Annotated in this window: 10 protein-coding genes and 1 pseudogene; 6 read left to right on the top strand and 5 right to left on the bottom strand. The window is 60.6% G+C overall.

Annotated elements, in window-relative coordinates:
• Nucleotides 1-141 precede the first annotated feature (141 nt).
• Nucleotides 142-486 (bottom strand): hypothetical protein, encoded by a 345-nt coding sequence (locus I6F24_RS29375; protein WP_225129749.1) that lies wholly within the window; start codon nucleotides 484-486, stop codon nucleotides 142-144.
• Nucleotides 487-539: 53 nt separating this feature from the next.
• Complete coding sequence (locus I6F24_RS29370; protein ID WP_225129747.1) at nucleotides 540-1706, bottom strand: GSU2403 family nucleotidyltransferase fold protein; 1167 nt, start codon at nucleotides 1704-1706, stop codon at nucleotides 540-542.
• A 330-nt stretch (nucleotides 1707-2036) separates the two neighbouring features.
• Here I6F24_RS29370 and I6F24_RS29365 point away from each other — a divergent pair, with 330 nt between their 5' ends.
• From I6F24_RS29365 to I6F24_RS29345, 5 genes and pseudogenes are all read left to right on the top strand, one after another.
• On the top strand, nucleotides 2037-3563 hold the full coding sequence (locus I6F24_RS29365; protein ID WP_225129745.1) for a Wadjet anti-phage system protein JetA family protein: 1527 nt from the start codon (nucleotides 2037-2039) through the stop codon (nucleotides 3561-3563).
• Nucleotides 3556-4194: a DUF4194 domain-containing protein gene (locus I6F24_RS29360; RefSeq protein ID WP_128932111.1), complete on the top strand. Its 639-nt coding sequence runs from the start codon at nucleotides 3556-3558 to the stop codon at nucleotides 4192-4194. Before I6F24_RS29365 ends, I6F24_RS29360 begins: the two co-directional genes overlap by 8 nt.
• Nucleotides 4191-7625, top strand: coding sequence for an SbcC/MukB-like Walker B domain-containing protein (locus I6F24_RS29355; RefSeq protein ID WP_225129743.1), 3435 nt, complete (start codon nucleotides 4191-4193; stop codon nucleotides 7623-7625). Before I6F24_RS29360 ends, I6F24_RS29355 begins: the two co-directional genes overlap by 4 nt.
• 2 nt (nucleotides 7626-7627) lie before the next feature.
• Nucleotides 7628-8797 (top strand): Wadjet anti-phage system protein JetD domain-containing protein, encoded by a 1170-nt coding sequence (locus I6F24_RS29350; RefSeq protein ID WP_225129742.1) that lies wholly within the window; start codon nucleotides 7628-7630, stop codon nucleotides 8795-8797.
• A 925-nt stretch (nucleotides 8798-9722) separates the two neighbouring features.
• Nucleotides 9723-9848 (top strand): annotated as a pseudogene (locus tag I6F24_RS29345) (integrase core domain-containing protein); the annotation flags it as partial.
• 772 nt (nucleotides 9849-10620) lie between these two features.
• On the opposite strand, the gene I6F24_RS29335 reads toward I6F24_RS29345, so the two are convergent.
• The 3 genes from I6F24_RS29335 to I6F24_RS29325 form a co-directional block, all read right to left on the bottom strand.
• The gene (locus tag I6F24_RS29335; RefSeq protein WP_225129740.1) at nucleotides 10621-10806 is read right to left on the bottom strand and encodes a hypothetical protein; all 186 of its coding nucleotides are present in this window, start codon (nucleotides 10804-10806) and stop codon (nucleotides 10621-10623) included.
• Between the two features lie 74 nt (nucleotides 10807-10880).
• Nucleotides 10881-11429, bottom strand: a complete 549-nt coding sequence (locus tag I6F24_RS29330) for a hypothetical protein (RefSeq protein WP_306469178.1) — start codon at nucleotides 11427-11429, stop codon at nucleotides 10881-10883.
• Between the two features lie 204 nt (nucleotides 11430-11633).
• A complete protein-coding gene (locus I6F24_RS29325; protein ID WP_225129738.1) occupies nucleotides 11634-12023 on the bottom strand; it encodes a hypothetical protein in 390 nt (129 codons plus the stop codon).
• A 1209-nt stretch (nucleotides 12024-13232) separates the two neighbouring features.
• On the opposite strand from I6F24_RS29325, the gene I6F24_RS29320 reads away from it, so the two are divergent.
• The gene (locus tag I6F24_RS29320; RefSeq protein WP_225129736.1) at nucleotides 13233-14531 is read left to right on the top strand and encodes a glycosyl hydrolase family 28 protein; all 1299 of its coding nucleotides are present in this window, start codon (nucleotides 13233-13235) and stop codon (nucleotides 14529-14531) included.
• Nucleotides 14532-14732: the final 201 nt, after the last annotated feature.

Here is a 14732-nt window from a genome sequence, read left to right as displayed (position 1 = left end):
TATTGAAATTATTAAAAAACCATCACGGGCCCCTGCTCGTATCTGCCAGTCGGGCGTACGTCGCCTTGATCAGGTCGTCCAACGCCGCAGCGGCGTCCTCGTTGAGATTGGGATCTTCGCGCAGGATGGACGAGACTTGGGTCAAGGGGCTGGCCGCGCCGAAAGCGACTTTGAAAAAGACACCCGGGCGGCAATCCGGGCCAGGGCGGAGGTCATGGCGGTGGCCCCGACAAGCCCGTCAGTCCGTTCGTCATCGAAAAACCGGTCACGGTCGAGGACAACAAGCAGACCGGCCATCAAACAGGCCAGCACGTTCCGATCCAGCTCTACTTCGTGCTGAGCCTCGAGCGCGTCGGCGGCAAGACCGAGCTGATCGAACGGCATGATGCACATCACCGACATGGTCAGCTGCATCGGCAGCGAGATGATCAGCGAGCCAATCACGTGATTCGGCATGCCGACGCCGCCGATGATCAGCAGCAGCACCGGCGCGCCCGTCGCCGATGATGGGCGAGACAGCCTCGTCGACCGAATTGGCATCACGGCGTTGGCGACGCCGTCGGCTTCGCAATTGAAACGCGCGCCAGAAGACCTTCCTTGCCTCCCGTAAGCCCGTACTCCTCTGCCGGCTTGCCGTCGAGTTTGGCCGCTTCGGCTACGCCCTTCGCGAGCATGTCGAAAGTGTCGTCCGAAAGACGCAGGGCGCCAACACCAAGCCGTCGTCGCCATCTGGCTCCGCGTTCCCAAGCTTCGATCCACCCAAAGCCTAGGTCGCTGCTACGTTTGACGGCATTGAATGCTTGAATGAGCGCGCCAGCCTGGTTGATGTCCTTTTTGGCCTTATCCGCAAAGAACACATTCCGTTTGGTCGCGATGATCAGTTTGTGGACGGCGTAGCGCTCCGGGGCCGGTACAAGGACCGGCACTCCGGCGTCGTGCAAGACCACAGAGCGGATGGGCTCATGGATCAGGTAGTCTAGGAACCGCAACACCTGCGCACCTACAGACGGTCCCAATGAAGGCATCTGCGTCAGTCTGGAGGAGTAGTCCTCGTCGCCACGGTTTGGTGTAAGGAATTCGACCTTGAAGCCGGTGGCATTGGCAAAACCGCTGAACAGCTTGGTTTCATCGGGGGAGAATGAGGGCGCAAATGTCGGATCCACCTTTTTCAGGATCTCTTCGATGTCGGGCATGCTTTCATCGATCGAGATCGAGATGCCGTAGAATTTCGCGATGTCCAGATCCTCGGTCGTCACGAGCTCGTCGGGCAGCTTGACGCCGAGTACGCCGCTGTATGTCTGATAGGCCATCGAACCGACGAGCGTGGCGCGAAGCCGGAAGAGTCCCGCGCGCGCGAGTTCGTTGACGACGAGACCTTCCATGTGGGGAGGGGCAGGGTAGCCGGCCCGCCTCAACTTCGCTGCCAGCTCGCGTCGCGCGCGATAGCCAATCTTGGTGCGCTGGAAAGCTTCCGCGCGTTTGGCAATCTCGGGATCATCGGCCGGACCGACATATTTGAGAGTCGTCTTCGTCGGTCCCTCGCCACCGGAGGGCTCGTAGGCCTTGTAGTAATAGTATTCGCGGTTGGCTCGCTTCTGTTTGAGAAAGGTCCCGTTTTCCGGGAAGTTCTCGTCGAAATCCGCGTCGGTCGCCTTCTGAACCAGGTCGGAGAACATGACTTGGTCGATGTTGGAAAACTGCTTCATAGGTATTTGTTACCATTTTGGCGGAGTGGTAACAATGGTTTTGTATCCATCCTGCCAAAATGGTAGCAAATTTGTATCCATTTTGCCATAACGGTAACAACAATGAATTCAATGACTTGAGGCCGGATTGTTCCGATCCACGACCGGCACTAGCTTCGATCGGACTTTTGGAGTCTCGACAGCGATTGAGCTGGAAAGCTATATTAGAACATACTAAGAACTGATCTTCCGGTTGTATTTTCCAAACCCACTCTCAACAACATTTTGCCCGGCAGGCCGTGCGTTTAACGCCGCCGACCCAAGATGAAGTCGGGCCCAGGAGCTGCGTCATTGACCTTGTTCCGCCATTTGCATGACGATGCGTTTCTAGCTTTTTCGCGCGATCACAAGCACCTGTACGCAGCGTGTCTGCTCGATCTACATGAACGCTTCTTTTCAGGCGCCCCGTCGTTCCCGACGCCGCAGCAGGTGGTCCACGCCATCTACGACGTCATGCGCGTCAACCCCGCCCTCTGGAACGAGGGCGATGATTTCGGCAGCCTGCCGGAAATGATTTCCGCGGGACGCCGCCGGATCCGGAAGGCCGACGTCGCGCTCGCTTCCGAGAAGGGCGACAAGGCGCTCGGTCTTGCCCGACAATTGTACGCCCGGCTGCTCGCCTGGGGATGGCTTGAAGAGGAGGAATACGGGCTTCGCGTCACCGTGGACATGGCTATGGGACCGCTGCTCGTGATCCAGCGGCTCGCGAGCCTCAACAAGGATCTCTCGCAGCGATTCGGCGGCTTGATCGTGCAAATCCGCCTCAACCTGGAGGCCGTCGAAAAACTGAGGCCCGAGATCACCGACCGCAAGCAGCGCGAAGCCGCGCTCGCCGTCCGCGAGGCGCGCAATCAGGCCGACCAGTTCACTAAGAGCCTGCGTGCGATTCTGGCCGACCTGAAGCGCGTCCGACGGACCGTCATGGAGTCGAAAACCGTCGCTACCCGGCTGGAAGCCTTTTTCGAGGAGTTCGTCGACCAGCTCCTGTTGAAGGATTTCGAGTCCATCCTCACCGTCAACCATCCGTACCGCTTCCGCGACGCCATTGTCGACCTCGCGCGGAGGATCTCCTACACCCCGGAAACCATGCAGGTCCTCGCCGAGGAGTACACAGCTTCCAGCATGGCAGCCGACTTCGAGGACGGTCGAATGGCCGCGGCCGACGACCTGCTGGCCATCGAAAGCATCTTCGATCAGATCGGGGAGATGTTCGATAGGATCGAGGCCTTCCGCAGGCAGCTCGAAGCCCGGGTCCGCAACACCATTAAATACGCCGAGCGGGGCGGGCAGGGACTCGTCGGCCGGGCCGGCGACCTGGTGCGGCGCCTGGATGCCCTACTGCGCGACGGCAGACACCAGAAGGCTGCAATCGAATGGAGCATCGAGCCGTTGCGGTCCCCCTGGTCGGAGCACCATCAGGCGCCGGCCAGGCAGCCGCGCCGTCCCGTCGAAGCAAGGGAGCTCTCCGAGCCGCCGTCGGATCCGCTGTACGAACTGCGCAAGAAGCTCCGCCTCGAGTACATCGCTCGCATCGCGCCCCGCCCCGAGGATGTCAGACGATTCCTCGAGGGCCAGGTGCCGCCATTCGCGACCAGGGAAGCCCGCTTCATGGAAATCGGCACCGTGGACGACTTCCTCGCCTTCGATTGCGCCCGCCGATATGCGTTGACGGGCGAGGTTCCGGCGCAGGTCGCGGCCGGGTTCGAACTCGAACCGTGCCCCGACACGCCACCACACGACAGCGAATGGCTCCGTTGCGCAAACTTCCTGGTCAAGCGATCGGGCGCAGTCCGGAAGGCGAGGGCGGCTCATGCTTAGTGAATTCGAAAATGTCGAGCGCTCCTTCGGCGCGGAAAAGGCAGCCGACCTCCGCAAGGCGCTGCACTTCCTGCTACGGCGGCAGTTCGTGTTCGCGGGAGACCCCCGGACCGGGACAGTCTACAACACGATCATGGATGGCCGCTTCCGCGACGTGGTCGACGGCTTCTTCGATAGTTGCGGATACCGCGTCCATCGCGATCCGGAGGCGCAGTGGGCCGGCATCGTCGCCATGGACGAGGACGTGCCGCTGCCCCGGATGAAGCTCGACGAAACCATCGTGATGCTGGTGCTGGCGGCCTACTGGCAGCAGGAGGTGAACGTCGGAGCAGTCGAGGACCGAGCCGTCGTAGTGGCCACTTTGAACGACCTGTTCGATCGCTACCGCGAGATGGCCCAACACGGCGGCGGTGGCGCGATCTCGCCCGCCCGCTTCCGGGACATCCTGCGCGAGGCCGCCCAGCGCAGTTTGGTCGAGATCGGTGATTTTGACGACGAGCAGCAGGACTGCGAGATCAGGATCCGCCCGATGATCAAGCTGATTAGTGGCGGCGATGCCCTCCAACGGCTTGAGCGCTACGTCCGTAGCGAGGAGGCGCGGTTTCCGCAGCCCGCAGGAGACGAGGCATGATGGAGCTGCGACACCTCACGATGGTGAACTGGCACCTGTTCGACGTCGCCGACATCGACGTGACAGGACACGTCGGGGTGCTGGGCGAGAACCGGTCCGGCAAATCGACGATCCTCGACATGGCACAGGTCGTCCTCACCGGCGGGAGCCGGCGGTTCTTGCGCCTGAACGCGGTCGCCGGCGATAGCGGAAAATCGCGCAGCGGCTCGAAGCGCAGCGTCGTCGATTACTGCCTTGGGACGCTCGGCGAAGACCAGCGCCGGCGCGACGAGGCGCGCACTTACATCGCGCTCGGCTTCCAAGACACGGAAGGCGCCCGGCCACCGGTCACGATCGGCATGGCGCTCGAGGCGCGCAAATCCGACAGCAGGGAGACTGTGCTGGCACTGTTCGTCGCCGTCGGGACCGTTCTGAGCTCCAAGGACTTCATCGAGCAGCGAGGAAAGTCGCAATTCCCGGCGCAATGGGAGGACGTGCGCGCCCGGGTCCTCGCGGCGGTCGGCGAAGGCAACTTCGTCAATCATCGCGACCGGGCGAGCGACTACGTCCGCGAGTACATGCGCCATCTTCTGCCGCATTCGCCCTATGGCGAGCAGAACGCCAGCGCCCTGCAGAAATCAATCGTCAACGCGATGACGCTCGACCACAACCAGACCGCCACGCAGTTCGTGCGGAACTACATCCTCGAGGACAGTCCGATCGGCATCAAGGAGCTGCGCGAGTCGATCCAGACATACCGTAACATCAGCGAAACCATTCGAAAGATGCGCCTCAGGCTCGAAGCCCTGAGGGCGCTCCGGGGCGTCCTCGGCACCCTTGAAGAGGCGCTCGAGACCAAGTTCAGGGAGGAGTGGATCGCAAAACGCGCGACTTGGCTCGCGGCGCGCGCGACAAACCTGGACTTCAAGACCAAGCGGCGTAGCGAGATGGCGCGCCGGGACGCCGCAGCAAAAGAACTCGAATTCATCGACGACGACGTCAAGGCCGTCGACAACGAGATCGAACGGCTCACGGCCGCGATCGCCGAGCACGATGCCAAGACCGGCAGAAAGTCCCTGCAGCAGACCGCCGATGTGGCCGGGCAGGCGGCGCACCGCGCCTCGGCGGACTTCAAGGCTCGCATGGAGAACATCCGTCGCCTGGAGCCGCTAAGGGCGATGTGCGCGGACGGTTTCGAGGACTTCGTTCCTGCGCTTGAGCGTCTTGTGACGGCCACCGCCGGGGCGGACATCGAGGGCGTCTCCGACGAGGTCACCGCGGCCGAGAAGTCCTTCGCGGCAAGCGGCGCCAAATGGCTGCCGAAGATCGACGAAGCGCGTCAAACGATCATCGCGGAGCTTTCCGGGCTCCGAGGCCGCCGCGACGAGGTGCTCGAACGGATCCGACAGCACGCCGCCGGAGGGGCGCGCGCCTATCTCGGCGACGACACTGAACTTCTTTGCCGCAGGCTGCGGCAGAGGGGAATGGTGCCGCGCGTGCTCTGCGACATCATCGACGTCGCCGAACCCGAGTGGATAGGAGCCGCCGAGGCGCTCCTAGGCCGCGACCGGGAAGCCGTGTTCGTGGACAGAGCGGATATCAGCGCCGCCACGTCAATCTTCAAGGAAGGTCGCCGCGAGTTTCGCCATGCATCGCTAGTGAGCCTAAACAAGCTCGAGCAGTTCAGGGCCAAGCCGGAGCGCGGCACTTTTCCCTCCATCTTCCGGAGCCAGGATCCGGACGCGATGGCCTTCATCATGCGCCGCTACGGCAATGTCCGTCTCGCGGACACGCTCGACCAGTTCAACAGGCCCGGCCGGGCTATCATGAAGGACGGCCTCTACGACGACGGACTCGTCCGGAGCCATCGCTGGATCGAATCCTCGCAGCATAAGATCGGAAAGGCGGCCCAGGCGAACGCCCTGCGCTCCCTGCAGGATCAGGCCGAGGAACTGGGTCGGATTCTGACCGACAAGGGAAAGGAGGCCCATGCCGCGGAGCAGGCTTTTGCCGCTCTGAAGAACATCTGCGAGGAACGTAATGACCTCGCGGCTTGCGCGGCCGCTTTCGCGGCCGCGCAGACTGAGATCGCTGAAGCTCAGGCCAGGCTCGATGCTCTCGACGGCGCGGGGGACGGGGGGCTTCGCGACAAAAAGAGGGCGCAGCAGAAGCTGAAGGAGAAGAGGCTGGAGGAGAGAAAGACGCAGCAGAAGGCGTTTGGCGAGCACGACGGCGAGGTCAGGTCGGCGGAGAGGAGGCTCGGAGAGGGCGAGAACGTGCCCGGCTCCGAACTCAACCTCAGGGTCGCGCGGTCGATATACCGCAAGTTCTTCTCACTCTACTCCACCGCGAAAGGCAGGGCCGTCTACCGCGACCGCCTCGATGCCGCAGCCCAAAAGGGCTCCGCGGAGAAACACCGGGCCATCGCCGAGAAGGCCTTGAAGGATGCGGACGCGTCCGACAACGAGCGCGCCCGGATCGAGCGACGGGTCCGCGAGCTTCTTTACGATTACTTTGACCAGTTCGGGATGAGTTCGCAGGTCGGCGCGGAAAGCGAGCCGCTGCGGGAGGTGAAGCCGTGGATGGAGCAGCTCATCTCGGATATCGAATCCAACGAGCTGCGCCAGTACGAACGGCAGGCGCGGGAAGCGGCGGAGAAGGCGTCCACCCTGCTGCGCGGCGAGTTCATCAACGCGCTCACGGCCCGGATCGGAAAGATGGAGCGGGAGCTGCAATCGTTGAACCGTAGCCTCTACGCACATCCCTTCCATAACGAGCGATACTCATTCCACCGCACCCAGATGGTGGAATTCCAGCCCATCCTGAAGATCATCGAGATCGCCAAAACCTCTCCGGAGGCGCTCGATATGCTGTTCCGGGGCGACGTGCCCGATGACTTCCCGCACAAGGATACGATCGTCGCACTCGAGGCGCTGCTCGAGGACCCCGACAAGGATTTCACCCAGTTCGAGGACTACCGCAACTTCTACACCTTCGAGATCCACATGGAGGATGTGGCCACCGGCCGCTCGACCCGCTGGGAGCAGCGGCGCGGCACCGGGTCTGGCGCCGAACAGCAGGTGCCTATCTACGTTGCCATCGGCGCTTCGCTGGCCGCCGTCTACGGCAGCGCGGAGCGTCGTGCCGGCAAGCCCGCCGGTTTTGCCTTGGCCATGTTCGATGAGGCCTTCTCCAAGATGGACGGCAAGAACCAGCGGCAGATGATGAGCTTTTACAAAAACCTCGGCCTGCAGTTCGTGATTGCCGCGCCGTTCGAGAAGCGCGTCGCCGTGCTCGAGCACATGGACACCATCGTGGAGGTGGACCGGATCGGCGAGCAGTCCAGGGCTACCGTGGTGGAACTCAAAGAGAAGGCCAAGCGCGAACTCATGGCCATCGATCCGGACCTGATGTCCGAAGATGAGCTCGCCACCCGTCTGGCCGCCGAGTAGCCATGGCTCGGCGTTTCACGGATGCGCTCGGCCTGCTGAACGACCTGCTCAACCGCTTCGAGGCGGGGGCCGCAAGCCCGATCGCCCACCCGGACTACCCCGCCTTCCCATCAGTCGTCGCGGCGGACGCCTTCCTGAAACAGATCAGGGAAGCCGAAAGTGCCGGCGCGGTCTCCATCCGCTGGGGGCGCGGCGCCAGCCGAGACCAAGTGGCGCACGTGCGGTTGGTCTCGGCGGAGATCTTATACCGATATCTCGGCCGCACCCCGGCCTCACGCATCGCGGAGCATGCCGCCGTCCGGCTTGTAGCCGGAGTGGCGCTGCACGAGTCCTTGAAGAACAGCGGCTCTCAAATCGCAGAGGTGTGGGCGCGGGGTAAGACGTGGCACGGATTCGGTTCGTCCGACGTCGACACGCTGCGCCACGCATTCGTTCTCGCCCAGGCGATCCTCGACAACAAGCATCTGGACGTCGACTACAAAACTTTCTCGCGACGTACGGTGGGGCACAGCAAGATACTCGAGCGCATCGAGGGGGCCGTGGTCCGGCTTTTGAGCGGCATGATGGACTTTCCGCCTGGCGCCCGCCCCCGCGAGGCACTGCGAGCGATCGGGCTGGAGCGCTTCGCGCCGCCCCTGCTGATCGCGGGCAAGATCGACCTCGACGGAGCCGATCTTTCCAGGATATCTCCGCATTATCTCGGAATCACTCCCAAGGAGGCTGATCGCGTCCGGTTCCGGGAGCGGCCAGCCTACGTTCTGACGATCGAAAACTTCGCAAGCTTCAATCGGCACATCGCCGAGGCGGACCCAGGTCGATTAGGAACGACCATGTATGTCGGCGGGTACCCCTCGCTTGCCACCCAGCAGGCGCTGCGGACAATCGCAGGATTGGTATCCGAACAGACGCCGATCTTTCATTGGTCGGACATCGATCCGGACGGCACCTGGATCTTCCACACCATCGAGCGCGCCGTCGATCGACCGATCCGTCCCCACCTCATGAGCGTCGAAGTTGCCGAGCGTTTGGGACAAGTGCCGTTCAAAAAATCGGCACCCGCTCGATGTCCAGCGGACTCCGGTATCGCAGCTCTGGCAGCGTACCTGGCGAAAGATGGAGCCAAGACGCTCGAGCAGGAAGAACTCGATCCAGTCCTGCCAGAGTTTCATTAGAAAGTGCGCGGATGCTCGTGGTTGCGACCTTGGCTGTCTCGCTCAAGACGCCGTTTGTTTCAAGCGCGACAACAACACCGCCTGCAACTACGTGCTGCGGGAAAACCGACATCGTTTCTTCATAAAAACGCTCAATCGGCATTGGCATGCCGGTTGCTTGAAGATGTGACGAAACCACCTGTGACTATGATGCTCCTTCAGCATCCGGTCGAAGTATTCAGATGAAACTTGCCCGCTTGATCGATGGCAGAGGTCCCCTGATGCGCTTTCCAAACCGTGCGCCTGCCTCGCGAACTCTGCGATCTCCAGGTCGCGCTCCGGTTTGCCGGGCAGAAGCCGATTGTCTTCTAAGGGGCTCGCAACGAATGGTGGTTCTCAACGAGAACGCCAGCGTAAAGGCGTCCTCTGGGCGGTCGTTGGACATCGCTTTAGCCCATGGCTCAGGGTGGGGCATCTGCGACATGCGGAGCCTGCATTCTTGAAGCTAGGTGCCGGCCTTGCATCGGTGCTTGCAGATGGTCAATGAGCTAATGCAGAACGATTCGGATCTTGAGAAAATACTCAGGCAACAGGACGAGCTCAAGGTCAAGCTGCTTCGCGCCCAATCGGTTGTCGCCGAATGTAAGGCAGGATTGGCGGATCTGGAGCGGAGGCTTGAGTCTCGAGCGGTCTCATCGTCCATCGATGAACGCCAGCGCAACTCTGCGGCAAACAATTCAATACGTAACGCACGACCGCCCAAATCGCGAAGCGTCGATGATCCTGTTGACCCGGATGCAGCCGTGGCGTTTCCGCCTCGATCATGGGACCGTTGAAAGCTGCCGCCGCGCACGTTGACGGCGACAGGTTTGGTCACGGACCTGGCGAAGATCTGCCGCAAGGCCGGGATCAGCCAGGCGACCTATTTCAACTGGAAGAAGCTGCGGACGCCCAGCAAAAAGTGGAGACTTGGCGCAGATAGTACAATGAAGAACGGCCCCATGGGGCAATCGGAAATCGACCACCGATTTTGCTGCACACCCACGTCGGCGCCACCAGCCCGCCAACGTGATCAGAGGCGCAAAACTCTAGTTCCGGGTGGTCCAAAGTTCGGTCTCGCTGCAAGAGGCGCAAAACTCTAGTTCTGAGTGGTCCAAACTTCGGTCTCGCTGCAAAAACCCCGAGACTCTAACTGCGGCTGGATGAAAAGCAATGGCAGGTCACTCCTTCGTCAAGCTAATCGCTGTCGCTCAGGGATGCTGCTCATGTACCCTTGAAGCACGACTCAACTTTCAGGAAAAGTGGGGACTACGCTAGGCCAATGCCACGGCTCTTCATGTATTCGCCACTATCGAAAACATGGACAACAAACGCTCTAAAACGCAGTGCTTGGACCATCTCGCGCCAGCTCTCGTGGGGTCATCGCATCCCGGCTTGGTTCGGTCCGCGCCAAGATGTCGAAGTCCAGGGGAACGTTATGGACCCTCTGGAACTGGTGGACGAGTTGGAGCCGACGCCTTGCGCTTCACGCTGACCGCCATGTCCGGAGCTGCACGCGATCTCAAGCTCTCGCGGCAGCGCAAACCGCGGAGATAAACTGCGATGAGTGCGGCGCAACTGCGCGCTGAGGCTTTCTATCGTTGCGGCTTCGTCTGTGGCCGACGTACCAATCTACGGCATCGCGGGTAATCTGCCGGGCAAGGTCACCGCTTGTTTGGCCAGAGGTTGAACCGTCGAGAAGGAGAAATAACACGGCATCGGCGCGCACTCCGACTCCCCCGCAATCCCGGTTATCGCGCGTCCTCTTTCCTTGCTCACTGCGCCAGTTGATCTCCATTCCCCTCTCACTCGCCAGCATCGCTCTGGCTTATGGCAACAAAGCGCTCTCGTACAATATCGACCCGGCCTTCAGGTCCCTTGATATTGCCGTCGAGGAAATGGTCAAAATCCTCATGACCTAAGAGCGCTTTGAACTTCTCTGCAATGTAGCAGCGAACATCATCGTCTGCGTTTTGGATTTCAACCGCCAACAAATACTAGCCGCTCGCGCAGTTCATCTCCCAAAGATTGCGCGACCGTTTGCAACATTTGAAGCAATCGGTCTTTAACGGTGGTCATTTTCTGAGAAGCCTTTCCGATAGACGCTCGGCCGCGAACCCAGCCTCCCTTTGATTTCCAAGCCTGACACCATCGATAGGGCCAGATATTCATACAGACGATCGTCTTTTTGAATGGCCTGGGGCACGCTTTTGTACAACGGTTCTACCGCCTGCCCCATGTCTTTGCCTTTTGCATACGGCCAGACATAAATGTACTCTCCTGCGCTGATAAGATTTTTAAGCGGGGCGGCGGCAAAGGCGGTGGGGATGCCCCGGGTCATCGCACCCGGTTTAGCCGGAAAAACGAACTTCAATCCGTGCACCACAAAATTATGAAGATTGCGGCGGTTAGGCTTTGCGTGGCCGGATTCCCGATCTTTGACCGCAAGTCCCGACGAAAGGCTCCGGTTGATCGAGGCATTGACCTCTGTCTTGCTGATACCAAGGGCTGATTCCAGGCTGCGTACGGAGTAAGGGTCATCGTGATACGCAGCCTCCCCAGGATGCGCATCGCCCTCATTTTTGGCCTGCTGAAGGCTCACGAGCTTCAGCAATACAACAAGGTCTTGACTTTTCGTACAAATTCGCTCCGTCCTTTGTCCTAGGACTAAGGACAATAGACCATATGGCGTGCCTTTCAGGGATACCTGCTTGGTGGCCGACGAGGGGAGGTCTGCCGCCGCTCCTGGTAGCATCTTCGATTTGCAGTCACTTCAAACTGTTGCTGCCTCAGGTCTGCCCTTGCCGGTCAGCCGAATTCATGCGCCCAACCGGCCCGCCAGCGTTTCTAACGAATCCATAACCGCTCCCTTGAGCGAGGCGGTGGCGCCCGTGTGGATTTCTAGCAATACATCGAGCGCGGTTTGCGTGCCGTGCGCGGCGATCCTAGAGACGGCTCCGGAGGCTCCGTTGTAGGAACATCGGGCGACCACTCTCTCGAGAAATGGAAGTGGCAGAAGATGCTGTCTTTCACGCAACTCGTCAGTGCATGCCCCGTGTGCTGCCGTGTCAGAATCTAGAAGATCAATATCGTTCGAACCAAGCACCTGCTTCAATCTTCGCTCGATCGCCGACAAGGCGGCCTCGGATCCGAATCGCGCAAATCCCTCGGCCAAGTTTAGCCCCTCGATCGGTTCATAGTCTTCCATGGCCGCCCAGTCCTGGTTCCCGGTGCGAATGCGATCCGGAGCCGGCTGTAGCCTCGTCAGCTTCTCGAAAGATTCTCCGAGTACGGACTAACCCACTGAAGTGATCCTGGACGGGAGACTGGCATGGACTCGCACAATTTCGAGATATCCAACACAGGACCCCCGCCATCGGTACAGCACGCCGTCAGACGATCAGCAGCCGAACCAGCCGGTAGAAGACGCCTTTGAGCAGCGATTGGATGCGGCGCGCGGGAACGGTTCCGCTGGCCTTGCCCGACGCCTCGGCCGCAAACCGCCGCCGAATGTGTCGCGCGGATTTTGATTACATTCACGAGATGATGAGCGGCGTCAGTGCTCGACAAAAACTGTCACGGCGACTGCTGAGAAGTATCTTCAAATGCTTTACAAGGTGGCGCGTTTCCCCGGCGAGCGCGACCAGTCGCTCGAAGCCAGTGATGACAATGCACGAAATCGGCTCTCTAACACCGTGTTCAAGGAGAACAAACACGTAGGTATGGCTTTGCGGGCGCTTCAAGAACAGCGAGGAGGTTCATCAGCAGTCAAGGTCAGGCGCGTGCGGGCTGCGGCTTCGGCGAGGTGTCGGGTGCACACCCGTGGCTCCCACTGAGGCGATCTGGCAGCGGCTAAGTGACGAGGCCCAATCGGAGCGCCGCGGATCGCCTTCGACAGCTCCTAGCGTCAGCGGCGGTGAACAGTCGATTTCCTTAACCCCGCGAGCGCTCGACCTCGATCTTGCCGCCGTGAAAGCCGATCGCCCCGCGTTCGTCCAACGACGTGTCGCTACAAATGTTGCGGTGCGCCCTCCTGGCTGAACGGCAGCTTCGGTGGTCAGGTGACCGTGGGCGCTCCTGTCACTTCTTGTAGTGCGGCTCTTCGATCAAACGTCGATCCGACGCAGCGTCCGGATTCACGCGCAGTTGTTGATGCCGAAAATCGGGGCCGGTTGGGCACTCTCTCAGTGTGAGAACGCTGAGAAGCTGTTTGGATTTTGGACTAACGCACAACGCTTCGTCTTGTTCGCGCATAGGCAAGGTGCTGCTGCGCAATCGTAAGGTTCAGGCCTCTGCTGCGTCTTATAAATGTCATCTTGCGCGGGCCAGTGACGCGCGCGACGGCTCGATCGAGCCAGCGCTCAATACCAGAAAAGGCACGCGCCAAACGTGGGCGTGACAAAGCACGAGCAGGTCAATGACAAAGCGTTTTCGCAGCTGGGCCCTATTATCCATACTCGCCTCCATGGTTGTCTGCCCCGCCGCAAAAGCGCAAGACCGCCGGACTATCGCCGAACCTGTTGCACCTCAGACGGTCTGCGATCGCCCTGTGCCTTCCGGCAAGAACGATACAGTTAGCCTACAGGACGCCATTCAACATTGCCCCGATGGCGCTGCAGTTTATCTTGGGCGCGGCGAGTTTCACTCAGGTCCACTCGAGATGAAATCGGGCGTGACCTTATGGGTCGGACGCGGTGCGACACTGATCGCCATCCCCGAACCTGCTGCTTACGACAAGGGCCTCGGACAATGTGGTCGCATTGCAGAAAAGGGCGACGGTTGCCGGCCATTCATCAGCTTTTCTAAAACGCGCGGCGGCGGCATCTACGGAGAGGGCATCATCGATGGTCAGGGCGGCGCAATGATCGGCGGCGGCGCGGAAACCTGGTGGCAGCTAGCCCGCCGCGCCCAAGCCCAGGGCGGCAATCAGAACGCCCCACGCTTGATCCAGGTCGATCATGCGCTGGACATCACGTTCTCTGGTGTCACCTTGCGCAACGCTGCCAATTTTCATGTCGCGATGAACCGGGTTGAAGGTGCCACGTTTTGGGGCCTCACGATCGATTCGCCGGCGGATGCCCGCAACACCGATGGCATCGATCTTGGCGCCAGTCAGGATGTGACCATCACCCACAGCGTGATCCGTACCGGTGACGACAACGTCGCAATCAAGGCCGGCGACAATGGCTCAAGCAGCCATATCTCGATCATTGATAATTATTTCGGCTGGGGGCATGGCATGTCGATCGGCAGCGAGGTGAATTCCGGGGCCAGAGACATATTGGTGCGTAATCTGACGCTGGATGGTACGACGTCGGGCCTGCGCATCAAGAGCGATGTTAGTCGAGGCGGTCTGGTCGAGGGCGTGACTTATGAGTACGTGTGCCTGCGGGGCAACCGGTGGCCGCTGGCCTTCGATACAAAATATGATCCGCGCGCTCAAGGCACGAGGATTCCGGTCTATCGGCAAATCGTTCTCCGTCATGTGCATGGCGACACTGGTGTGCTGCTGATGCGCGGCGTAGACGAGCGGCATGCCCTGGACGTGACACTCGAAGATGTCCGATTCGCCAATTCCGCGACTTGGCAACTTGAACATGCGAAGGTCACCGCAAATCACTCTGACGTATGGCCCCCGCTGCCCGGACGAGCTACACAACCGCTGCTGCGCGGATCGGAGGTATGTTCCAGGGCATTCCGCGACGGCAATCAGTAAGCACTACACCCGGCACCGAACTCAGATGGTGAGTTCCGCATCTGGGGCCAAGATTACTGTACGCGGTCGGCCTCATGTCCCGAGTTGGTTGCAATTTGGCGAGGGTTTTGCAAGGCCGAAAATGCCAAGGTGACGAGCAGGTTCTGATTTGGCGTTGACAATCTCGTGTCGATGCGCGGCGACTATCCCGCTGAGAAACGA

Source organism: Bradyrhizobium sp. BRP23, from assembly GCF_020194135.1.
Lineage (GTDB): Bacteria > Pseudomonadota > Alphaproteobacteria > Rhizobiales > Xanthobacteraceae > Bradyrhizobium > Bradyrhizobium yuanmingense.
This window is presented reverse-complemented; position numbering and strand designations above follow the sequence as displayed.